The following is a 21,466-nucleotide window of genomic DNA, read 5'->3' as shown; positions in this document are numbered from 1 at the left end:
GTGCTGGACGCCTCCGGGGTCCCGGTCGCCCGCGCCAAGGTCACGCTGATCGACCGGCGGGGGCGGCAGGCGGGGCCAGCTGCTCCAGCGTCGCCGACACCGCCGGCACCTGTGCCAGGTCGGGCAGCGTGAGGGCGACGATCTCCCGCCGCACCGCCGGCTCCAGCCGCACCACGCGCACTCCCCTCGGCCGGACCGACTCCACCGCCAGCTGCGGCAGCACCGCGACCCCCAGACCAGCGCCGACCAGGCCGACCACCGCCGGGTAGTCGTCCGTGGCGAAGTCGATGCGCGGGACGAACCCGGCGTCCTCGCAGACCTCCACCAGCTGACCCCGGCAGCGCGGGCAGCCCGCGATCCAGGGCTCCCGGGCCAGCTCGCCGATGGCGACGGCCTCCGCGCGCGCGAGCGGGTGCCGTTCGGGCACGAGGGCCACCAGGCGGTCGATCAGCAGGGGCCGTACGACGAGGTCGTCCCAGTCCTCGGCGACCGCGGCGCCCTCGTAGCGGAAGGCCAGGGCGAGGTCGCAGTCGCCTTCGCGCAGCAGCTCGACGGACTTGGGCGGTTCGGCCTCCTCCAGGGAGACGCGGGTGCCGGGGTGGGCGGCGCGCAGGGCGGCCAGGGCGGTGGGGACCAGCGTGGAGCTGCCGCTCGGGAAGGAGACCAGCCGGACCCGGCCGGCCCGCAGGCCCGCGATGGCGGCCACCTCCTCCTCGGCCGCGGTGAGCCCGGCGAGGATGCCGGAGGCGTGCCGGACCAGGGCCTCGCCGGCCTGGGTCAGCCGCATCTCGCGGCCGCTGCGGACCAGCAGCGGGGTGCCGACCGAGGCCTCCAGGGCCTTCATCTGCTGGCTGACGGCGGGCTGGGTGCAGCCCAGTTCGCGCCCCGCCGCCGAGAAGGAGCCGGTGGTGGCGACGGCGCGCAGGACGCGGAGATGACGGGCCTCGATCACCCTCCAAGCATAAGGGCAGCTTGGAGTCCGCGCCGAATATTCGCTCGACGCTTTGAGGCGCGTCCCGTACCGTGCGGGGATGAAGCTTCTCTCGGTCAACCTCGGCCGGCCGCGGCCGGTGCCGTACACGGACCAGGCGGACGGTCTGACGGGCATCGACAAGACCCCGGCCGACGGCCCCGTACGGGTGTCGGCGCCGGGGCCGAAGGGGGTCGGCGCGAGCGGTCTCGCCGGGGACGCGGTGTGCGACCTGCGCCACCACGGCGGGGACGACCAGGCGGTGTACGCGTTCGCGCGCGAGGACCTCGACGACTGGGAGCGCGAGCTCGGCCGGCCGCTGGCCGACGGCTGCTTCGGGGAGAACCTCACGACGGACGGTCTGGACGTCTCGGGGGCGCTGATCGGCGAGCGCTGGCGCATCGGCCCGGCGGTGGTCCTGGAGGTGACCTCGGGCCGGATCCCGTGCCGCACGTTCCAGGGCCATCTGGGCGAACGCGGCTGGGTCAAGAGGTTCACACGGAAGGGCGCAACGGGTGCCTACCTCCGGGTGATCGAGCCGGGCGAGATACGGGCGGGCGATCCGATCGAGGTCGTGCGCCGGCCGGAGCACGGGGTGACGGCGGCGATGGAGTTCCGCGCGACCACCACGGAGCGGGAACTGCTGCCCCGGCTGCTCGCCGCGGCCGATGCCCTGCACCCGGAGGCGCTGGCCGCGGCCCGCAAGTACGTCGCGGCCCAGGCACGCTGAGGGCCTGTCACCGGCCAGCGGACGCCGTCGCTCCGGGTCACTACCCTTGGGCCATGACAACGGCTCTGATTACGGGATCGACCGCGGGCATCGGTGCCGCGTTCGCACGGCGGCTGGCGGCCGACGGGCATGACCTCGTCCTGGTGGCCCGGGACACCCGGCGGCTGCGCGAGCAGGCGACCGAACTGCACGACCGGCACGGCATCGAGGCGGAGGTGCTGACCGCCGACCTGTCCGAGGACAAGGGCATCGAGACGGTCGCGGACCGGCTCGGCGACCGGAAGAACCCGGTCGACCTGCTGGTCAACAACGCCGGCTTCGGCAACAAGGGCCGCTATCTGGACGTCTCGATGGCGGACGAGCTGAAGATGCTCAAGGTGCACTGCGAGGCGGTGCTGCGGCTGACCTCGGCGGCGGCCGAGGCGATGCGGGAGCGCGGCCGGGGCGGGGTCGTCAACGTCGCGTCCGTGGCGGCCTTCGTGCCCCGGGGCACCTACGGGGCGTCCAAGTCGTGGGTCGTGCAGTTCACCCAGGGCGCGGCGAGGGACCTCGCGGGCAGTGGGGTTCGTCTGATGGCCCTGTGCCCCGGCTTCGTGCGCACGGAGTTCCACCAGCGGGCCGGGATGGGCACGGACAACATCCCGGGCTGGATGTGGCTCGACGCCGACAAGCTGGTCGCGGCGGCCCTCGCCGACCTCGCGCGCGGCAAGTCGCTGTCCATCCCGGACCCCCGCTACAAGGCGCTGATGGGCCTGGTGAAGGTCACCCCGCGCGGGCTGATGGGCGGCATCAGCTCCAGGACCGGGCGCAGGTACGGGCCGCAGTAGCCGCGGTGGCGGGCGGGTGCCGCCGGCGGTCCGGTGGGAAGATGAGCGTGACACAACCGGACCAGGGGGGCCGGAGGCGGCGTCATGACCTTCGTACAGCTCATCGAGTGCAGGACGAGCCGGCTGGACGAGATGAACCGGCTCATGGACGACTGGGTCACACAGACCAAGGGAAGGCGCACGGCGACGCACGCCCTGGTCGCCAAGGACCGCTCGGACGCGGCCCACATCGTCGAGGTGGTGGAGTTCCCCTCGTACGAGGAGGCGATGCGCAACTCGAACCTCCCGGAGACCGACAAGATCTTCCAGGAGCTGGTCGCCCTGTGCGACGAGATGCCGACGTTCACCGACCTGGACGTCGTGCGCGACGAGCGGCTGGCCGAGGACACGGTGCGGCGGTTCTTCGGGGCGCTGGCGACCGCGGGTGAGCTGCCTCCGCTCAACGACCTGCTGGACGAGGACATCCACAGCCACGACCCGGTGAACCCGCAGGACACCATCGGCCTGGACAACGCCCGCTCCGAGTACCGGATGTGGCGCGCAGCCTTCGACTTCGCGTTCACGGTCGAGGACGTGCTCGCCCAGGACGACCGGGCCTGCGCACGGTGGTCCTGGAACGCCACGCACCGGGGCGACTTCCTGGGGATCGGCGCCACCGGCAGGCAGGTCGCCATGACCGGGATGACGCTGTTCCGCTTCGCCGACGACGGCAAGATCGCCGAGATCTGGTGGCACGAGGACCAGCTCGGGCTGATGCAGCAGCTGGGCGCGCTAGACGAGTTGGAGCAGTAGCGGCCGGACCACCGGGCCGCAAAACCGCTTTGCCCCCGGGGAACGCACGAAGGCCCGGCACCGTGCCGGTGCCGGGCCTTCGTTCAGGCGCGCAAGCCTCAGTGGGCGTGGCCGTGACCGTGGCCATGGCCCGCGGCCTCCGGCTCCTCTTCCTTCTTCTCGACGACCAGGGTCTCGGTCGTGAGCAGCAGGGAGGCGATGGAGGCGGCGTTCTCCAGGGCGGAGCGGGTGACCTTCACCGGGTCGATGACGCCGGCCTTGACCAGGTCGCCGTACTCGCCGGAGGCGGCGTTGTAGCCGTTGCCCTTCTCCAGCTCCGCCACCTTGGAGACGATGACGTAGCCCTCGAGGCCGGCGTTCTCGGCGATCCAGCGCAGCGGCTCGACGGCGGCGCGGCGGACGACCGCGACACCGGTGGCCTCGTCGCCGGTCTTGCCGAGGTTGCCCTCCAGGACCTTGACGGCGTGGACCAGCGCGGAGCCACCACCGGAGACGATGCCCTCCTCGACCGCGGCGCGGGTCGCGGAGATGGCGTCCTCCAGACGGTGCTTCTTCTCCTTCAGCTCCACCTCGGTGGCGGCGCCGACCTTGATCACGCACACGCCGCCGGCCAGCTTCGCGAGGCGCTCCTGGAGCTTCTCGCGGTCCCAGTCGGAGTCGGTGTTCTCGATCTCGGCCTTGATCTGCGCGATGCGGCCGGTGAGCTCCTCCTGCTTGCCGGCGCCCTCGACGATCGTGGTGTCGTCCTTGGTGACGGTCACGCGGCGGGCGGAGCCGAGCACGTCGATGCCGACCTGGTCGAGCTTGAGGCCGACCTCCTCGGAGATGACGGTGGCACCGGTGAGGATCGCCATGTCCTGGAGCATCGCCTTGCGGCGGTCGCCGAAGCCGGGGGCCTTCACCGCGACGGCGTTGAAGGTGCCGCGGATCTTGTTGACGACCAGGGTCGACAGGGCCTCGCCCTCGACGTCCTCGGCGATGATCAGCAGCGGCTTGGAGGCACCCGACTGGATGACCTTCTCCAGCAGCGGCAGCAGGTCCTGGATGGAGCCGATCTTGCCCTGGTTGATGAGGATGTAGGGGTCGTCGAGGACGGCCTCCATGCGCTCCTGGTCCGTCACGAAGTACGGGGACAGGTAGCCCTTGTCGAAGGCCATGCCCTCGGTGAAGTCCAGCTCCAGACCGAAGGTGTTGGACTCCTCGACGGTGATGACACCGTCCTTGCCGACCTTGTCCATCGCCTCGGCGATCAGCTCGCCGACCTGCTGGTCCTGGGCGGACAGCGCGGCCACGGCGGCGATGTCGGACTTCTCGTCGATCGGGCGGGCCGAGGCGAGCAGGTCCTCGGAGACGGCCTTGACGGCGGCGTCGATGCCCTTCTTCAGGGCGGCCGGGGAGGCGCCGGCGGCGACGTTCTTCAGGCCCTCGCGCACCAGCGCCTGGGCGAGCACGGTGGCGGTGGTGGTGCCGTCGCCCGCGATGTCGTTGGTCTTGGTCGCCACCTCCTTCACCAGCTGCGCGCCGAGGTTCTCGTACGGGTCCTCGACCTCGACCTCACGGGCGATCGTGACACCGTCGTTGGTGATGGTGGGAGCGCCGAACTTCTTGTCGATGACGACGTTGCGGCCCTTGGGGCCGATCGTCACCTTCACCGTGTCGGCCAGCTTGTTGACGCCGCGCTCAAGGGCGCGACGGGCGTCCTCGTCGAACTTCAGAATCTTCGCCATGACAGCGGAAGCCCTCTCGGAAATCTGTGGGTACAAAGACAACTGCGCCCCGGGCGCCCGGCTTCGTTATCGGTCGCGGGGGCCAGGGGCGCAGCTTCAGAAGCAAAGGTTTGCTTCGAGGTGGAACTACTTCTCGATGATCGCGAGCACGTCGCGAGCCGAGAGGACGAGGTACTCCTCGCCGTTGTACTTCACCTCGGTGCCGCCGTACTTGCTGTAGAGGACGACGTCGCCGACCTTGACGTCGAGCGGAAGACGCTCGCCGTTCTCGAAACGGCCCGGGCCCACGGCGAGGACGGCGCCCTCCTGGGGCTTCTCCTTCGCGGTGTCCGGGATGACCAGGCCAGAGGCGGTGGTCTGCTCGGCGTCGAGCGGCTGGACCACGATGCGGTCCTCGAGCGGCTTGATGGCAACCTTGGAGCTGGTGGTCGTCACGATCCGACCTCCCCCTTCGGAGATCTCACGGGGTTAACTGTCTGAGGTGGCGACCAGGTGGATCCGTCGTCGCGGGTGCCGGACCTGCCCGTCGCGTGTTGGCACTCTCCAGGGGGGAGTGCCAGAGCCGAGACTATGACCGCGATTAGCACTCGGTCAAGCGGAGTGCCAATGCCGTGCGGCGCGTCGCCGCGTCCGGGCCGCCCGAGCGCGTTTCGCGCCGGACCGACGGACGGGCCGGCCCCCTACAGGTAGTCCTCGAGACGCCCCACCGTGAGCCCCCGCTGCTGGACCCTCCGCAGCACCCACGCGGTGCGTTCCCCGAGGGACGGGCCCGTCCCCTCGTCCGGGCCGACCAGGACGATGTCGCCGGGGCGCAGCCGGTGCGGGCCCCGGCTGTAGACGAGGTCGGCCCGGGTCAGGGCGGCGCGCCAGAGGACGACCGTGGAGATGCCGCAGTCGGCCGCCGCGCGCAGGGTGGTCGTGTCGTACGTGCCGTGGGGCGGCCGGAAGAGGCGGGGGCGGACGCCGAGGCCGGAGCGGAGGCGGTCCTGCTGGCCGCAGATCTCGGCGCGCTGGCCGGAGTACGGCAGTCCGGCCAGGGCGCGGTGGCGCAGGGCGCGGTTCTGGATGCCGGCGCCGGCCGCGCGCAGGGCGGCGAAGCGGTCGGGGCCGGCGACGCGGCCGGTGAGGAACACGGTCAGGGGAAGCTGGAGTTCGCGGACCATGGTGACGAAGCGGGGGTCCTCTTCGACGCCGTCGCCGTAGGTGAGGAAGACGACCCGGTCGTGGGTGGGGACATGGTCCACGACCGGGGGCAGGACGTCGTCCCCCGGGTGTGCCGAGAGGGGACGGGTGGTGTGCACCGGGGGCCGGGCGAGCGGCTCGGTCAGGCCCCAGTGGCGGTAGGGCTGGACGGGGGCGGGGCCGTGCGGGCGTACTCCCTCGGCCGCCTTCTTGCCCAGGCGTTCGATGGGGTCGACGGACTGGGCGCAGCCCGCGAGGAGCAGGGCCGAGGCGAAGGCCGCGGCGAGGCCCCGCGCCCGCCTCACAGGTAGTCCTCCAGGCGGGCCACGGCGTAGCCCTCGCGCGTGACCTTGTTCAGGAAGCGGCGCATGTCGTCCACCATCGTGCCGTCCCAGTCGCTGCGGCCCCGGAAGTGGGTGAGGACGATGTCGCCGCGGCGCAGCTGCTGGTCGTCCTCGCGGTACTCCCAGTGGTCGACGTACACCTCCTCGTTCCAGATCGGCGCGTACTTGATGCCGCAGGACTTGGCGGCGACCAGGGTGTCCTGGTTGTAGTTGCCGTAGGGCGGGCGGAAGACCTTCGGGCGCTTGCCGAACTGCTTCTGCATGATGTCCTGCATGTCGCAGATCTCGTGCTTCTGCTCCTCGTAGGACAGGCCCGGCAGGTAAGGGTGGTGCAGGGTGTGGTTGTTGAGGGTGTTCCCGTAGGACTGCGCCTTGCGGAAGTAGCCGTAGTCGTCCTTCACCAGGTAGTTGCTGAGGAAGGCGGTGTACGGGATCTTCAGGTCCCGCATCATCTGCAGGAACCGGGGGTCCTTCTCCGAGCCGTCGTCGATGGTGAGGAAGACGACCTTGTTCGTGGTCGGGACGGTGGTGAAGACGGGCGGCAGATCCCAGTCGCCCTGGTGGTCCACCTCGAATCCGGCGCGGGCGGTGATGTGGGGCTTCGTGGCGGGTGGCGGCGGGGGTGTCAGGGGGACCTGTGCCAGTCCCCAGCGCTTGGCGGCGGCGACCAGGCGGGCGTGTTCGGCGGCCTGGAGGGCCCGGGGGTCCGGGGCCGCGGGGGCGGCTCCGCCCTGGCCGGGTGCCGGGCGGGCGGCGGTGGTGGCGGCGCCGGAACAGCCGGTGACGAGGACGGTGGAAGCCAGGACGGCGGCCCCGCAGCCGAGGGCGGCCTTCCGCGCCCGCACCCGTGCCCGACTTTTGTCATTTTGTACTACTACTCGCATGGTGCCGGATCCTCCCAGGCAGCGGCCCGGAACCCCGGCCGACACCACCGTCCGCGGGCGCACCGTCCACCGACTGGCCCACAATGACCCGGTGAACGACCTCGCTCTGCTCCTCACCCCCGAAGGCCGTGCCCTCCTCGACGAGGTCCGCGACACCGCCCCGGCGGACGAACTCGCCGTCGCCACCCGGCTGCGCCGGGACCACCCGGCCGAGCTGGTGTCGGCCGCGCTGGGCCAGGCCCGGCTGCGGCAGCGGGCGGCGGCGAAGTTCGCCGCGGCGGACGCCGAGCGGATGTTCTTCACGCCGAACGGGGTCGAGCAGTCGACGCGGGCGAGCGTGGCGACGTACCGGGCGGAGCGGTTCAGGGAGCTGGGCGTGACCTCGGTGGCCGACCTGTGCTGCGGGATCGGCGGGGACGCGATCGCGCTGGCGCGGGCCGGGATCCGGGTGCTGGCCGTGGACCGGGACCCGCTGACGGCGGCCGTGGCGCGGGCGAACGCCGGGGCGCTGGGGCTCGGCGAGCTGATCGAGGTGCGGGAGGCCGACGTCACGGACGTGGACACCGCCGGCCACGACGCGGTGTTCGTGGACCCGGCGCGCAGGGGCGGACGCGGCAGGATCTTCGATCCCGAGGCGTACTCGCCGCCGCTGTCCTGGGCGGTGTCCGCCGCCCTGAAGGCGCCCCGAGCCGCCCTGAAGATCGCCCCGGGCGTCCCGCACGAGGCGGTGCCCGCGGAGGCCGAGGCCGAGTGGATCTCCGACGGCGGCGATGTGAAGGAGGCCGTGCTCTGGTTCGGCACCGGGGCGCCGGGCGGGGTCCGCGCCACCTTGCTGCCGGGCCCGCGCACCCTCAACGGACGGGGGCTGCCCGACCCCGAGGTCCGGCCGGTGGGGCGCTACCTGTACGAGCCCGACGGCGCGGTGATCCGCGCGCACCTGGTCGCCGAGGTCGCCGAGGAGGTCGGCGGCGGGCTGCTCGACGCGACCATCGCGTACGTCACCGCCGACGGGCTGCACCCCACCCCGTACGCCTCCGCCTACGAGATCACCGATCAACTCCCCTTCAACGTGAAGAAGTTGAGGGCCCTGCTGCGGGAACGCGAGGTCGGCACGCTGACCGTGAAGAAGCGCGGGTCGGCGGTCGAGCCGGAGGAGCTGCGCCGGAAGGTCAAGCCGCAGGGGCCCAACGCGGCGACCGTGTTCCTCACCCGGGTCGCGGGGGCGCCGACCATGCTGATCGGGGCCCCCGCGGCGACCGCTCTGCCGTGAGGCACTGCCGGTCAGGCGGGGTCCGGGAGATCGGCGAGTCTCGTCAGCAGCAGCCGGCGTTCCCTCTCGTTCCGGGTCTGTTCCGCGGCCCGGCCGAGTTCCTCGCGGGCCTCCGCCGTACGCCCGAGCCGGGCCAGCAGGTCGGCGCGGACGCTCGGCAGCAGGTGGTAGCCGCGCAGCGCGGGATCGGCCGCGACGGCGTCGACGATCGCCAGCCCGGCCCGCGGGCCCTCGGCCATCGACACGGCCACCGCGCGGTTGAGTTCGACGACCGGGGAGGGCGCGCGGGCCGCGAGCAGACCGTAGAGGGTGGCGATCGTCGCCCAGTCGGTCTCCTCGTAGGTGTACGCGTGCGCGTGGCACGCGGCGATGGCCGCCTGGAGGGCGTAGCGGCCGGGGGCGCCGGTGGCCGTGGCGTCGGTGCGGGCGAGGGCCCGGACGCCGCGGGCGATGAGCATGCGGTTCCAGCGGCGGCGGTTCTGGTCCTCCAGGAGCACCGGGCTGCCGTCGGGGGCGGTGCGGGCGGCGGTGCGGGAGGCCTGGAACTCCAGCAGGGAGGTCAGGCCGTGCACCTCCGGCTCCTTGGGCATCAGCGCGGACAGCACCCGGGCCAGCCGCAGCGCGTCCTCGCACAGGCCGGGGCGCAGCAGGTCGTCGCCGGCGGTGGCCGCGTACCCCTCGTTGAAGATCAGGTAGATGACGTCCAGGACGGAGCCCAGACGGGCCTCGCGGTCGGGTCCGTACGGCACCTCGAAGGCCACGTTCCTCGTGGCGAGGGTGCGTTTGGCGCGGACGATGCGCTGGGCGATCGTCGGCTCCGGGGCCAGGTACGCGCGGGCGATCTCGGCCGTGGTCAGACCGCCCAGCAGGCGCAGGGTGAGCGCGATGCGGGCCTCGGGGGACAGCGCCGGGTGGCAGGTGGTGAAGACGAGCCGGAGCAGGTCGTCGTCGATGTCGTCGGGGTCGGCGGGCTCCTCCGGCGGGACGGCCGTGGACAGGTCCCGGCCGATCTCGGCGAGTTTGCGGGCGTAGGTCTCGCGCCGCCGGATCAGGTCGACGGCACGGTGCCGGGCCGTGGCCATGAGCCAGGCGCCGGGGTTGTCGGGCACACCGTCGCTGGGCCACCGTTCCAGGGCGGCGACCAGGGCGTCCTGGGCCAGTTCCTCGGCGATGCCGACGTCCCGGACGATCCGGGCCACGCCGGCGATCACCCGTGGCGACTCCAGGCGGTAGACGGTCTCGATCGCGTGCGCCGCGGAGGGCGTTGCGGTGGGCTGCGGTTCCACAGCCCACCATGCAACACCCCCGCACGGCCCGGCGCCATCTCAGCCCTCGGCGATCTCGCGCACCTCGCAGGTCACGGTCCAGTAGTCCTCGTGGACCTGCAGGAACCGCTTCGTCCACTCCAGGGCCTCGGCCCGGTCCTTGCACTGCATGATCGCGTAGCCGCCGACGACCTCCTTGGACTCGGTGAACGGCCCGTCGGTCACGGAGATCCGCCCGCCCTCCCAGTGGACCTGGGTGCCCTGGGCGGACGGGGTGAGCCCGGCGGTGTCGAGCATGACGCCGGCCTTGGTGACCTCCTCGATCAGCTTCCCCATCCGCTGCATCAGCTCCTCGCTGGGGCCCTCGGCGGGAACGGAGGACTCGTCGATCCGCACGAGCGACAGGTAGCGGGGCATGGTGACTCCTTCGGTCGGGCGGCGGGGCCTGTCCCCGCTGCTCACCCGTGCGTCGAACGGCGGACGCCCGGATCGACACACGCGCCGGAAATTCCCGGGATTTTTTTCCGGGCCCGCGGAGGACGCCGTCACGGGCCCGGGCGGAACGCCGCTCCTCCAGCCCGAAGCCGAGGGGTCTTCGAGAGTTTCGAACCGCTGGACGGCGGCCGTGCTCGACCGCACCACCAGGCTCGTCGCCGGTTCCACCCGGGTCGCCGCCCGCTCCTCCCGCGCCCGCCCCAGCTCCAGCACCAGGCGGGCCGCGGCCTCGGCCATCTCGGTCAGCGGCTGTCGTACGGTCGTCAGCGGCGGGCCCACCCAGCGGGCCACCGGCAGATCGTCGAAGCCGACCACGCTGGGGTCCTCCGGGATGCGCAGGCCCAGTTCGCGGGCGGCCTCGTACAGCCCGAGGGCCTGAAGGTCATTGCCCGCGAAGACGGCGGTGGGCCGGTCGGGCCGGCTCAGCAGCCGCAGGCCGAGGCGGTGGCCCGGACGGCGGAGGCGGACGTGTGCGTGGCGGTCCTCGGCGACCGGGCGGGCCTGTTCGGCGGGGCACCTCCGGGGAGGGCTGCGACGTGGCCGACCTGAGCCTGCCCGGCGTACCGGCCGAGTTGCTGGACGCGCCGGTCGCGACGGGCGTTCCGGTCGTCCTCGTGCTGCTCACCGGTCGCCCCTACGCCCTGGGCCGCACGCACGGCCGGCTCGGCGCCGTCGTACAGGCGTTCTTCCCCGGCGAGGAGGGCGGTTCGGCGGTGGCCGGGGTCCTGTCCGGCCGGGTGAACCCCTCCGGCCGGCTCCCGGTGAGCATGCCGCACGGGCCCGGCGGCCGGCCCTGGACCTACGACGTCTCGCTGACCGTCCGCAACACCGGCGACCGCGCGGGCGCCGAGGTCGTGCAGCTGTATCGGCACGACCCGGTGGCGAGCGTGACCCGGCCCGACGTACGGCTGATCGGGTATCGGCGGCTCGCCCTGGAGCCCGGCGAGTCCCGCCGTCTGACCTTCCGTTTCCACGCAGACCTGTCCTCCTTCACGGATCGCACGGGGACCCGGGTGGTGGAGCCGGGCGCGCTGGAGCTGCGGCTGGCGGCGTCGAGCGCGGACGTACGGCACGTGGCCCGGCTCCGGCTGATCGGGCCGGTACGGGTGGTGGGCGCCGAGCGGCGGCTGCGGTGCGAGGTGGAGGTGTCCCGGAGCACTGATTGAACCCCGGGGGCCGAGTGGAACGTATGGAGCCGCGGCGAAAGCCGCGATTAATCCGCTTCCGCAAGACCCCTGACACGGGCGTTCAGGATGCTTCCAGGTCGCCCCTGACGGGGTCGGGCCGTTGTTGATCACCCCCCCCACCCGGCAGGAGCACCCTTTGACGACCACGAAGTCCGTCATGAAGAAACTGCCCGAGGTCACCCTCGCGTTCTGGATCATGAAGATCGCGGCGACGACCCTGGGCGAGACCGCGGGCGACCTGTTCGCCCAGACGCTCAAGCTCGGCTACTTCCTCACCACGATCGCCCTGTTCCTGGTCTTCGTGGTGACGCTGGTGGTCCAGCTGAGCTCCTCGCACTACAACCCGTTCTTCTACTGGACCGTGATCCTGTCGACCTCCATGGCCGGCACCACCATGTCCGACTTCATGAACCGGGACGCCAGCACGAAGTTCCTCTCGAACGGCGCGACGCACCTCGGCTGGGGCCCGCAGGGCCTCGGCCTCGGCTACCCGGAGGGCGCCGCGATCCTGATCTCGATCCTGCTGCTGATCTTCCTCGGCTGGAAGCTGAGCGGGATGACCTTCCAGATCACCGAGATCGTCACCTTCCGGGGCGAGGCCCTGTTCTGGTCGGCGATCCTGGTCTCCAACACCCTCGGCACCTCGATGGGCGACTTCCTGTCCGACAGCTCGGGCCTCGGCTACCTGGGCGGCGCGTCCCTGGTGACCGGCGTCCTGCTCGTCCTGGTCGCCCTGATGAAGGTGCCGGCGGTGCCGAACGTCCTCCTCTTCTGGATCGCGTTCGTGCTGACCCGCCCGCTGGGCGCCACGGCCGGCGACTTCCTGACCAAGCCGATCGCCAAGGGCGGCCTCGACCTGGGCACGGCCGGTTCCTCGGCGGTGCTGCTCGCGGTGCTGTTCGGTCTGATGGCGTACGCGCAGGTCAAGGAGCGGCGGGCGGCGACGGCCCCGGCGTTCGCGGGCCCCGGGGCGGAAGCGGTGCAGTCGCAGAGGGCCGGGCGCCGGTAACGCGAAACCCCGCCCCGGAGACCGGGGCGGGGTTTCAGTGGAGCGCCGGGCAGGCCTTGCACCTGCATCTCCCCGCAGGAAGCGGGACGTCTTTCCTTGGACCACCAACGCATTGCGTCCGGGCCGGTGTTCCGGCCGTTCGCTGTGTCATGATCATAGCGCAGTCCGACCGGATTTCTCAAACCCCGGCCGTCCGCCCCGTGTCGCTCAGGCGTCCGCGACCGCCTCGAATCGCCACCGGTGCACCGCACGGGTCACCAACTCCGGCCCGGGCTCCGGAAGTTCGGGCAGCCGGGCGTCGTACGGCGCGTCCCACCACGTGATGACCAGTACCCGGTCCTGCGGTGCGCGGAGGGTCTCGCGCCGCAGCGGCTCCCCGGCGAGCGGCTGCTCCCGTACCCAGCCGAGCAGTTCCTCACCGCGTCCCCCGACGGCACGCGCCTCCCACATCAACGCGACCGTCATGAGTAGAGGTTCTCCTTGCTGACCTCGTGCACCTGGTCGTGGTCGCCCGGGACGTGGGGGTCGGTGACCGGCAGGGAGGAGTCGGCCGACAGGTCCCAGCTGGACGCGGACCGGCCCCGGGCGACCATCTCGGCGCCGAGCGCGGCCACCATCGCGCCGTTGTCCGTGCACAGCTTGGGGCGCGGGACGCGCAGCCGGATGCCGGCCGCCTCGCAGCGCTCCTGGGCGAGGGCGCGCAGCCGGGAGTTGGCCGCGACACCGCCGCCGATCATCAGGTGGTCGACGCCCTCGTCCTTGCAGGCGCGGACGGCCTTGCGGGTCAGCACGTCGACGACGGCCTCCTGGAAGGAGGCGGCCACGTCGCGGACCGGGACCTCCTCGCCGGCCGCGCGCCTGGCCTCGATCCAGCGGGCCACGGCGGTCTTCAGACCGGAGAAGGAGAAGTCGTAGGCCGGGTCGCGCGGGCCGGTGAGGCCGCGCGGGAAGGCGATGGCCCCCGGGTCCCCCTCGCGCGCGTACCGGTCGATGACCGGGCCGCCGGGGAAGCCCAGGTTCAGCACGCGGGCGATCTTGTCGAAGGCCTCGCCGGCCGCGTCGTCGATCGTCGAGCCCATCGGGCGGACGTCGGAGGTGATGTCCTCGGACAGCAGCAGCGAGGAGTGGCCGCCGGACACCAGCAGCGCCATCGTCGGCTCCGGCAGCGGGCCGTGCTCCAGCTGGTCGACGCAGATGTGGGAGGCCAGGTGGTTGACGCCGTACAGGGGCTTGCCCAGCGCGTAGGCGTACGCCTTGGCGGCGGAGACACCGACGAGGAGGGCGCCCGCGAGGCCGGGCCCCGCGGTGACCGCGATGCCGTCGAGGTCCCTCGCGGAGAGGCCGGCCTGCTTCAGCGCGCGGTCGATGGTCGGGACCATCGCCTCCAGATGGGCCCGGGAGGCCACCTCCGGTACGACACCGCCGAAGCGGGCGTGCTCGTCCACGCTGGAGGCGATGGCGTCCGCCAGCAGGGTCGTGCCGCGGACGATGCCGACTCCGGTCTCGTCGCAGGAGGTCTCGATGCCGAGGACGAGAGGTTCGTCAGCCATTGATCTCGGTTCCTTGTTCGGATGTCGGCTCCGTGGCGGAGCCGCCGTCGGACGCAGTGGTCAGGCGCATCACCAGGGCGTCCACGTTCCCCGGCTGGTAGTAGCCGCGCCTGAACCCGATGGGGACGAAGCCGAAGCGCTCGTAGAGCTTCTGCGCGGCGACGTTGTCCACCCGGCACTCGAGCATCACCTCGTGACACTCGAATGCGGTCGCCGCGCGCAGCAGATCGGTCAGCAGCCGCCCGCCCAGGCCGGTGCCCTGGAGGTCGCGGGCCACCGCGATGGTCTGGATGTCACCCAGCTCGCCGGAGGCGGCGAGGCCCGCGTAGCCGACGAGCCGGTCGTCGGACTCCGCCACGACGTAGCGGCGGGTCGCCTGCGGGCCCCGGGAGTGGGCCAGCTCGGACCAGAACATGCCCCGGGACCAGGCGTCCTCGGGGAACAGGTCCTTCTCCAGCTCCAGGACCGGGTCGATGTCCCACCAGCGCATCTCGCGCAGTCGTACGGTCACTTCGGTGTGACCACCTTGTAGTTCTTGGGGACCTGGGCATCCGGGCGGCGCAGGTACATCGGCCGGGGCGCCGGCAGCTCCTCCCCCGCGGCCAGCCGCTCGGCGGCGAGCGAGGCGAGGGCCGCGGCGGACACGTGCTCGGGCTCGTGGGCGCTCGGGAACGTGCCGGGGTAGAGCAGCGCGCCCGCGCCGACCGCCGGAAGCCCGGCGACCCGCTCGGCGATGTCGCCGGGGCGGTCCACGGCCGGGTCGGTGAGCCGGGTCCGCGAGTCGGCGTACGTGGCCCAGTAGACCTCCTTGCGCCGGGCGTCGGTCGCCACGACGAAGGGGCCTTTCTCGATGTCGGCGGCGTAGGCGAGGCCGTCCAGCGTGCACACGCCGTGCACGGGGACGCCGAGCGCCAGGCCGAAGGTGTCGGCGGTCATCAGACCGACGCGCAGTCCGGTGTAGGGGCCGGGCCCGACGCCGACGACGATGCCGGTGACCGCCTCCAGCTTCAGGCCGGCCTCGGCGAGCACACGGTCGACGGCCGGCAGCAGCAGCTCTCCGTGCCGGCGCGCGTCCACCTGGCTCGACGAGGCGATGACGGCGGCGCCGTCGTGCAGCGCGACGGTGACGGCGGGTGTTGCGGTATCCAGAGCGAGCAAGAGCACGCGAACAGCCTACGGCGCTCGCGCCCCGTGCATGGCCGTCCGGGCGGGACGGTGACTGACTGCTACGGTCTGTACGAAGTACGACATATGGCGCGAGGCAGAGGTGGGCGCACGTGGCAGGGACCAGCTCGGGAATCGTGGCCGGCCTCGCCGCGGCGGCCGTGGGAGCGGTCGGTCTCCTCGCCTACCAGGCACAGGCCACCGTCCCGGCGGGCCTGGGCGGCCGGCCGGCGGCGAGCGGATCGCCCTCGGTGCCCGCCACCAAGGCGCCCCGAGACCGGCGCAACCCGACCGCCCTGCCGAGCGGTTCCGGAACGGGTGAACGGGTCGTGTACTCGGTGGACGACGACCGGGTCTGGCTGGTGGGCGGCGGCAACCGGGTGCAGCGCACCTTCCGCGTGAACCCGGGGAGCGTGGACCCCCCGACCGGCATCTACTGGGTCACGTCCCGGTCGAACGCGGTCACCGGCACCGACGGCGCCCCCATCGAGCACGTCGTGCGGTTCACCAGCGTGGACGGGGTGGCGATCGGCTTCAGCGCGGCCGTGGGCGATGCCGGGCAGACCGGGCCCGACCCGGGCGCGAAGACGGGCGGCGTGCGGGAGACCCGGGCGGACGGGGACGCGATGTGGAAGTTCGCGACGATCGGCGTGCGGGTGGTCGTGATCCGCTAGTGCTGCGACCGGAGAGGTTCACCGGCTCGTGACGCCCGGCACGGCACTAGGCGGCGTTCGGATGCCGCTCGGCCCCCGGGGGCTCGTGCGGCTCCGGGTCCCGCGGCGGGCGAGAGACGGCGTCCGCGGCCGCGCACGAGGCCAGCAGATCGCGCATGGACACCCCGGTGAGGACGGACGGCCGGGGCTGCTCCGTGGCGCGAGAAGCGGTCATGGACGCCTCCTGGGGTGCGGGGGCGGGCGCGGTTAGGTACACCTAACTACGGGCTGGACACCATGTCATCACGCCCGGAAGGTCCCGCGCAACAGCTTGCCGACGGCTTGTCGGAAAGTCGGCCCGGCTCAGGCCGCGATCGTCTCCAGCCCGGCCTCGGCCCACCGCTCGCCCAGTCCGGTCAGCGTCACGTGCCGCACCTCGTCCGTGGTGTCGCCGACGGCCCGGTGGATGAGGACCTCCAGCCGGTCCTCGGTCAGCTCCTCGACCTTGCCCTCGCCCCACTCCACGACGATCACCGAGTCGGACAGCGAGACGTCGAGGTCGAGGTCCTCCATCTCGTCCAGGCCGCCGCCGAGCCGGTAGGCGTCGACGTGCAGGAGGGGCGGCCCGTCGCCGAGGGAGGGGTGCACACGGGCGATCACGAAGGTCGGCGAGGTGACCGCGCCGCGCACGCCGAGCCCTTCGCCGAGCCCGCGCGTCAGCGTGGTCTTGCCCGCGCCCAGTTCCCCGGTGAGCATCACCAGGTCACCCGCGCGCAGCAGCTTGGCCAGCTTCAGGCCCAGCTCCCGCATCTGTTCGGGCGAGGTGATCGTCAGCCGGGTCTCAGCGGGGTTGTGCGGTGCTGCTGGTGCTTCCATAGCCACTTACGGTAGCCCCTGCGGGCACCGCACCCGCACGGGTGAGCAGGTCGGCGAGGCGGTCGGTGACCACTTCGGGGTGCTCCAGCATCACCAGGTGCCCGGCGTCCGGCACCAGCACCAGTTCGGCGTCGGGCAGCAGGTCGGCGATGGCCTCGCTGTGCTCGCTGGGCGTGACCAGGTCCTGCACGCCGGCCAGCACGAGCACGGGCATGTCCCGGAAGCAGGCCAGCGCCCCGGTCTTGTCGTGGTCGGTGAAGGCCGGGTAGAACTCGGCGACCACGTCGATGGGGGTGGACTCGATCATCCGCTCCGCGAACCGCTCGACGGCCGGGTCGACGTCCCGCCCCGCGAACGAGTACCGCTTGATGATCCCGGCGAACAGGTCGGCGGTGGCCCGGCGCCCCTTCTCCACCAGCTCCGCCTGCTGGCCGAGCGCCTTCAGCACTCCGGGGAGGATCCGGCGCACCGCGTTGACGCCGGCCACCGGCAGCCCGAAGTTGACCTCGCCGAGCCGCCCGGACGACGTCCCGACCAGAGCGGTGGCGACGACCCGGTCCCGGATCAGCTCCGGGAACTGGGCGGCCAGGGCCATCATGGTCATCCCGCCCATCGAGTGGCCCACCAGCACCATCGGCCCCTCCGGTACGGCGGCGTCGAGGACGGCCTTCAGATCGCGGCCGAGCTGGTCGATGGTGAGGGCCACCCCCTCCCGGGACTGGGCCACGCCCCGGGCGGACCGCCCGTGGCTGCGCTGGTCCCAGTGCACGGTACGCACCACCCCGCGCAGGGCCGCGCGCTGGAAGTGCCAGGAGTCCTGGCTGAGGCAGTAGCCGTGGCAGAAGACGACGGTGACCGGAGCGGGCGCCTTGCGCCCGAACAGGCGCCGCCGGCGCGGGGAGACGTTCGGCCCCGGGTCGGGCTCGACCTCGTCGACCTCGTAGTACAGCTCGGTACCGTCGTCGGCGCTCGCCTTGCCCGGCGTGCCGCGCAGGGTGCCGTAGGGCCCCGCGGAGTCCAGGGCCAGCCGCGCCTTCCTGCGCATCCCGCGCCCCACCGTCATCCGCTCGATGGCGACGCCGGCCGCCGCTCCCGCGGCGAGGACACCTATCGCGGCGCCGGCGATGCCGGTCGCCCTGCGCCAGCTCCCCGCCGCTCCGGCGGCGGAGGCGGCCGCGGAGGCGACGACGCCCGCCACGGCCTCCGCGCTGCTCTCGCTCACGTACCGCTCCTCTTCGCCGTACTGCAGTTCGCTGGATGGGTGAAACGGGTGGTGCGGGTGAAACAGGTGGTGCGGGTGTGACCACGAACGAGTGATCCGGATGCCCGTTCTCGAACGGGTTACCCGAGTTCTTTCCCGTTCACATAGACGCGGGGAACACGGGTTCCGATGCGCGTGACGATTTCGTACGCGATCGTGCCGGAGGCCTGCGCCCAGTCCTCGGCGGTGGGCTCCCCCCGGTCGCCGGGTCCGAACAGCACGGCCTCGGCGCCCACTTCCGGCTCGTCGCCGCCGAGGTCCACCACGAACTGGTCCATGGCGACCCGTCCGGCGACGGTCCGCCACTTGCCGTCGACCAGCACCGGACCGGTGCCGGAGGCGTGCCGGGGAATACCGTCCCCGTAGCCGACGGGGACGAGGCCGAGGGTGGTCGGGCCGGGGGTGACGTAGTGGTGGCCGTAACTGACGCCGTGACCGCCCGGCACCCGCTTGACCAGTGCCAGCGAGGCGCTGAGCGTCATCACCGGGCGCAGGCCGAAGTCGGCCGGGGTGCCGATCTCGGGGCTGGGCGAGATGCCGTACATGGCGATGCCCGGGCGGACCAGGTCGAAGTGGGTCTCGGGCAGGGTGAGCGTGGCCGGCGAGTTGGCGATGTGCCGCACCTCGGGCCGCACCCCCTGCTCCTCGGCGTACGCGAGCATCTCGCGGAACCGCTCCAGCTGTACGCCGATCGAGGGATGCCCGGGCTCGTCGGCACATGCGAAGTGCGACCACAGCCCGGTGACCCGGACCAGCCCCTCGGCCTCGGCGCGCAGGGCGGCGCCGACCAGCTCGGCCCAGTCCGCGCCGGGCTGGCAGCCGTTGCGCCCGAGTCCGGTGTCCGCCTTGAGCTGCACGCGCGCGACCCGCCCGGCCTCCCGGGCGGCCTCGACGGCCTCGCGCAGCGCCCACATCCCGCTGAGCGACACGTCGATGTCGGCCTCGATCGCCTGCCGCCAGGGCCCGCCGGGCACCCACAGCCAGCACAGGATCCGTCCCGGCAGCCCGGCGGCGCGCAGCGCGAGGGCCTCCTCGGGGGTGGCCGTGCCGAGCCAGGTCGCCCCGGCGTCGAGGGCTGCGCGGGCGCACGGCAGCGCCCCGTGGCCGTACCCGTCGGACTTGACGACGGCCATCAGGGCCGCACCCGTCGCGCGGGCGCGCAGGGTCCGCACGTTGGCGCGCAGGGCGCCCAGATCGATCTCGGCGCGGGCGCGCAGGGGGGCGGTCGGCACAGCTGCAGTCTCACTCATCGCGCCCCCAGTCTCTCAGAGGGCCGTACGGGCCCCCGGTGCAGTGTCAGGTACCCGGCCGCCGCCCCCGCACATGGGTCGCCCGGGGGATGGAGCTCCCGCCGCCGGTCCGTGGGTCCTCAGCTGCGTACGTCACGCCACGCCTTGGGGATGCGCGAGGCGATGTCGTGCGCCCCCGCCGGCGCCCCGTCCGCCGCGAACCGCCCGGCCAGCCCGTGCAGATACGCGGCCGCACTCCCCGCGTCCGCCGCCGAGAGCCCCGCCGCCAGCAGCGACCCCGCGAGCCCCGAGAGCACGTCCCCGCTCCCGGCCGTCGCCAGCCACCCGGTCCCCGTGGCGTTCACCCGCACGGCCCCGCCCCCGGCGTCGGCGACCAGGGTCGTCGACCCCTTCAGCAGCACCGTCGCCCGGTACACCGCCGCCAGCTCGCGCACCGCGGCCAGCCGGGCCTCCTCGACCTCCTCGCGCCGCACTCCCAGCAACGCGGCGGCCTCGCCCGCGTGAGGCGTCATCAGCGTCGGCGCCGTACGCCCCCGTACCGCGCCCCGCTCCGCCAGCCGCAGCCCGTCCGCGTCGACCAGCACGGGCACGTCCGCCTCCAGCACCTCGGCCACGGTCGCCGCGTCGTCCCCGGCCCCGGGCCCGACCACCCAGGCCTGGACCCGCCCCGCCTTGGCGGGTCCCCGGTCCGACACGAGCGTCTCCGGGAAGCGGGCGACGACCGCATTCCCCGCCGGCCCGACGTACCGCACGGCCCCGGCCCCGCCCCGCAGCGCCCCGGAGACGGCGAGCACCGCGGCCCCCGGATACCGCGCGGACCCCGCCGCGATGCCCACGACGCCCCGCCGGTACTTGTCGCTCTCGGCCTCGGGGACCGGCAACAGCCGTGCCACGTCCTCGTGCTGCAGGGCCTTCAGCTCCCCCTCGGCCGGCAGTTCGAGACCGATGTCGACGAGCCGTACGACCCCGGCGTACTCCCGCGCCGGATCCACCAGCAGGCAGGGCTTGTACGTCCCGAAGGTGACGGTGAGGTCCGCCCGGACGGCCGCCCCGCGCACCTCCCCGGTGTCGGCCTCGACCCCGCTGGGCAGGTCCACGGCCACCACGGCGGCCCCGGACCGCGCCACGACGGCGGCCAGCCGCTCGGCGTCGGGCCGCAGCCCGCCCTTCCCGCCGATCCCGACGATCCCGTCCACGACCAGGTCGGCCCGCTCGATCAGGTCCTCGGCGGCGCCGACCGGGGCGACCGCGCCGCCGGCCCGGCGCAGGGCGTCAAGTCCCCCTCGGTGCGCCCGGTCGGGCGACAGCGCTACGGCCGTCACCCCGGCTCCCCGCCGCGCCAGCCGGGCCCCCGCGTAGAGGGCGTCCCCGCCGTTGTCCCCGCTGCCGACGAGCAGCACCACCCGAGTGCCGTAGACCTTTCCGGCCAGCTCGGCGCAGGCGGCGGCCAGCCCGGCGGCGGCCCGCTGCATCAGCGCCCCCTCCGGCAGCCGCGCCATCAGCGCCCGCTCGGCCGCCCTTACCGTCTCCACGCTGTACGCAGTACGCATGGCACCGAGTCTGCCCCGGAACCCCGGCCCGCCACACCCGGGCCGCCGCTCACCCCTCGGCGACCACCACGGCCGACGCCACCCCCGCGTCATGGCTCAGGGACACGTGCCAGGACCGCACACCCAGTTCGGCGGCGCGCGCGGCCACGGTCCCCGTCACCCGCAACCGGGGCTGCCCGCTGTCCTCGACATACACCTCGGCATCCGTCCAGTGCAGCCCGGGCGGCGCCCCCAGCGCCTTCGCCAGCGCCTCCTTCGCGGCGAACCGGACGGCCAGCGAGGCGATCCCGCGCCGCTCCCCGCTGGGCAGCCACAACTCGGCCGCCACGAACAGCCGGTCGGCCAGCCCGGGCGTCCGCTCCAGGGACGCCCCGAACCGGTCGATCTCGGCGACGTCGATCCCTGACGGTCTACCTGGTGCAGTTCCTCTCGCCGCGGCTGCGCGACGGGCGGCTGCCCGCGGGGGTACGGATCGCGGGC

The 21,466-nt window shown here is 73.1% G+C and carries 23 protein-coding genes and 2 pseudogenes; 7 read left to right on the top strand and 18 right to left on the bottom strand.

The genetic code is table 11. The features are described 5' to 3' along the window. Window positions 1-40: 40 nt before the first annotated feature. Window positions 41-952, bottom strand: coding sequence for a LysR family transcriptional regulator (locus ACWEN3_RS16995; RefSeq protein WP_452971102.1), 912 nt, complete (start codon window positions 950-952; stop codon window positions 41-43). Between the two features lie 79 nt (window positions 953-1,031). Between ACWEN3_RS16995 and ACWEN3_RS16990 the strand changes: the two genes are divergently transcribed. From ACWEN3_RS16990 to ACWEN3_RS16980, 3 genes are all read left to right on the top strand, one after another. Further along, window positions 1,032-1,700, top strand: a complete 669-nt coding sequence (locus ACWEN3_RS16990) for an MOSC domain-containing protein (protein ID WP_452971099.1) — start codon at window positions 1,032-1,034, stop codon at window positions 1,698-1,700. A 53-nt stretch (window positions 1,701-1,753) separates the two neighbouring features. Continuing rightward, window positions 1,754-2,527, top strand: a complete 774-nt coding sequence (locus tag ACWEN3_RS16985) for an SDR family NAD(P)-dependent oxidoreductase (protein ID WP_452971097.1) — start codon at window positions 1,754-1,756, stop codon at window positions 2,525-2,527. Window positions 2,528-2,611: 84 nt separating this feature from the next. Further along, window positions 2,612-3,319, top strand: a complete 708-nt coding sequence (locus ACWEN3_RS16980) for an ester cyclase (protein ID WP_452971094.1) — start codon at window positions 2,612-2,614, stop codon at window positions 3,317-3,319. 98 nt (window positions 3,320-3,417) lie between these two features. Here the strand turns inward: ACWEN3_RS16980 and groL are convergent, their stop codons facing one another. From groL to ACWEN3_RS16960, 4 genes are all read right to left on the bottom strand, one after another. Then, window positions 3,418-5,046 (bottom strand): chaperonin GroEL, encoded by a 1,629-nt coding sequence (gene groL, locus ACWEN3_RS16975; protein WP_452971091.1) that lies wholly within the window; start codon window positions 5,044-5,046, stop codon window positions 3,418-3,420. 126 nt (window positions 5,047-5,172) lie between these two features. Then, entirely contained in the window at window positions 5,173-5,481 is a 309-nt protein-coding gene (groES, locus tag ACWEN3_RS16970; protein WP_020132158.1) for a co-chaperone GroES, read from the bottom strand. A 245-nt stretch (window positions 5,482-5,726) separates the two neighbouring features. Further along, complete coding sequence (locus tag ACWEN3_RS16965; protein ID WP_452971088.1) at window positions 5,727-6,533, bottom strand: polysaccharide deacetylase family protein; 807 nt, start codon at window positions 6,531-6,533, stop codon at window positions 5,727-5,729. Beyond that, on the bottom strand, window positions 6,530-7,456 hold the full coding sequence (locus ACWEN3_RS16960) for a polysaccharide deacetylase family protein (protein WP_452971085.1): 927 nt from the start codon (window positions 7,454-7,456) through the stop codon (window positions 6,530-6,532). The genes ACWEN3_RS16965 and ACWEN3_RS16960 overlap by 4 nt, the downstream gene beginning before the upstream one ends. Before the next feature lie 91 nt (window positions 7,457-7,547). Here ACWEN3_RS16960 and ACWEN3_RS16955 point away from each other — a divergent pair, with 91 nt between their 5' ends. After that, entirely contained in the window at window positions 7,548-8,726 is a 1,179-nt protein-coding gene (locus tag ACWEN3_RS16955) for a THUMP-like domain-containing protein (protein ID WP_452971082.1), read from the top strand. An 11-nt stretch (window positions 8,727-8,737) separates the two neighbouring features. On the opposite strand, the gene ACWEN3_RS16950 is transcribed toward ACWEN3_RS16955, so the two are convergent. The 3 genes and pseudogenes from ACWEN3_RS16950 to ACWEN3_RS16940 form a co-directional block, all read right to left on the bottom strand. Continuing rightward, window positions 8,738-10,012 (bottom strand): RNA polymerase sigma factor, encoded by a 1,275-nt coding sequence (locus ACWEN3_RS16950; RefSeq protein ID WP_452971080.1) that lies wholly within the window; start codon window positions 10,010-10,012, stop codon window positions 8,738-8,740. A 39-nt stretch (window positions 10,013-10,051) separates the two neighbouring features. After that, entirely contained in the window at window positions 10,052-10,408 is a 357-nt protein-coding gene (locus ACWEN3_RS16945) for a YciI family protein (RefSeq protein WP_452971109.1), read from the bottom strand. Between the two features lie 201 nt (window positions 10,409-10,609). Next, window positions 10,610-10,936, bottom strand: a pseudogene (locus ACWEN3_RS16940) (substrate-binding domain-containing protein); the annotation flags it as partial. Between ACWEN3_RS16940 and ACWEN3_RS16935 the strand changes: the two are divergent. Both ACWEN3_RS16935 and ACWEN3_RS16930 read left to right on the top strand, forming a co-directional pair. Continuing rightward, window positions 10,883-11,652: pseudogene (locus ACWEN3_RS16935) on the top strand (glycoside hydrolase family 3 C-terminal domain-containing protein); the annotation flags it as partial. The pseudogenes ACWEN3_RS16940 and ACWEN3_RS16935 overlap by 54 nt on opposite strands. 157 nt (window positions 11,653-11,809) lie before the next feature. Then, window positions 11,810-12,682: a COG4705 family protein gene (locus ACWEN3_RS16930; protein ID WP_452971078.1), complete on the top strand. Its 873-nt coding sequence runs from the start codon at window positions 11,810-11,812 to the stop codon at window positions 12,680-12,682. A 207-nt stretch (window positions 12,683-12,889) separates the two neighbouring features. Here ACWEN3_RS16930 and ACWEN3_RS16925 read toward each other — a convergent pair whose 3' ends face one another. The 4 genes from ACWEN3_RS16925 to tsaB are packed head-to-tail and all read right to left on the bottom strand — an operon-like array spanning window position 12,890 to window position 15,396. Continuing rightward, entirely contained in the window at window positions 12,890-13,147 is a 258-nt protein-coding gene (locus ACWEN3_RS16925) for a hypothetical protein (protein ID WP_452971075.1), read from the bottom strand. Beyond that, on the bottom strand, window positions 13,144-14,232 hold the full coding sequence (tsaD, locus tag ACWEN3_RS16920) for a tRNA (adenosine(37)-N6)-threonylcarbamoyltransferase complex transferase subunit TsaD (protein WP_452971072.1): 1,089 nt from the start codon (window positions 14,230-14,232) through the stop codon (window positions 13,144-13,146). Before tsaD ends, ACWEN3_RS16925 begins: the two co-directional genes overlap by 4 nt. Next, complete coding sequence (rimI, locus tag ACWEN3_RS16915; RefSeq protein WP_452971107.1) at window positions 14,225-14,722, bottom strand: ribosomal protein S18-alanine N-acetyltransferase; 498 nt, start codon at window positions 14,720-14,722, stop codon at window positions 14,225-14,227. Before rimI ends, tsaD begins: the two co-directional genes overlap by 8 nt. 17 nt (window positions 14,723-14,739) lie before the next feature. Next, window positions 14,740-15,396, bottom strand: a complete 657-nt coding sequence (gene tsaB, locus ACWEN3_RS16910; protein WP_452971069.1) for a tRNA (adenosine(37)-N6)-threonylcarbamoyltransferase complex dimerization subunit type 1 TsaB — start codon at window positions 15,394-15,396, stop codon at window positions 14,740-14,742. A 113-nt stretch (window positions 15,397-15,509) separates the two neighbouring features. Here tsaB and ACWEN3_RS16905 point away from each other — a divergent pair, with 113 nt between their 5' ends. Next, window positions 15,510-16,070, top strand: coding sequence for a hypothetical protein (locus ACWEN3_RS16905; protein ID WP_452971066.1), 561 nt, complete (start codon window positions 15,510-15,512; stop codon window positions 16,068-16,070). A 46-nt stretch (window positions 16,071-16,116) separates the two neighbouring features. Here ACWEN3_RS16905 and ACWEN3_RS16900 read toward each other — a convergent pair whose 3' ends face one another. The 6 genes from ACWEN3_RS16900 to ACWEN3_RS16875 form a co-directional block, all read right to left on the bottom strand. Then, window positions 16,117-16,284 (bottom strand): hypothetical protein, encoded by a 168-nt coding sequence (locus tag ACWEN3_RS16900; protein ID WP_452971063.1) that lies wholly within the window; start codon window positions 16,282-16,284, stop codon window positions 16,117-16,119. A gap of 128 nt (window positions 16,285-16,412) precedes the next feature. Continuing rightward, window positions 16,413-16,925, bottom strand: a complete 513-nt coding sequence (tsaE, locus tag ACWEN3_RS16895) for a tRNA (adenosine(37)-N6)-threonylcarbamoyltransferase complex ATPase subunit type 1 TsaE (protein WP_452971061.1) — start codon at window positions 16,923-16,925, stop codon at window positions 16,413-16,415. Next, window positions 16,891-18,147 carry an alpha/beta fold hydrolase gene (locus ACWEN3_RS16890; RefSeq protein ID WP_452971058.1) on the bottom strand — a complete coding sequence of 419 codons (1,257 nt, stop codon included), beginning with the start codon at window positions 18,145-18,147 and terminating at the stop codon, window positions 16,891-16,893. The genes tsaE and ACWEN3_RS16890 overlap by 35 nt, the downstream gene beginning before the upstream one ends. A gap of 119 nt (window positions 18,148-18,266) precedes the next feature. Continuing rightward, window positions 18,267-19,436 (bottom strand): alanine racemase, encoded by a 1,170-nt coding sequence (gene alr / locus ACWEN3_RS16885; protein WP_452971055.1) that lies wholly within the window; start codon window positions 19,434-19,436, stop codon window positions 18,267-18,269. A gap of 119 nt (window positions 19,437-19,555) precedes the next feature. Next, window positions 19,556-20,986 (bottom strand): NAD(P)H-hydrate dehydratase, encoded by a 1,431-nt coding sequence (locus ACWEN3_RS16880; protein WP_452971053.1) that lies wholly within the window; start codon window positions 20,984-20,986, stop codon window positions 19,556-19,558. 49 nt (window positions 20,987-21,035) lie between these two features. Beyond that, window positions 21,036-21,386, bottom strand: a complete 351-nt coding sequence (locus tag ACWEN3_RS16875; RefSeq protein WP_452971104.1) for a holo-ACP synthase — start codon at window positions 21,384-21,386, stop codon at window positions 21,036-21,038. Window positions 21,387-21,466: the final 80 nt, after the last annotated feature.

This window comes from Streptomyces sp. NPDC004561, from assembly GCF_053602155.1.
The sequence above is the reverse complement of the archived record's forward strand: the minus strand, read 5'-3'. Positions and strand labels throughout refer to the sequence as shown.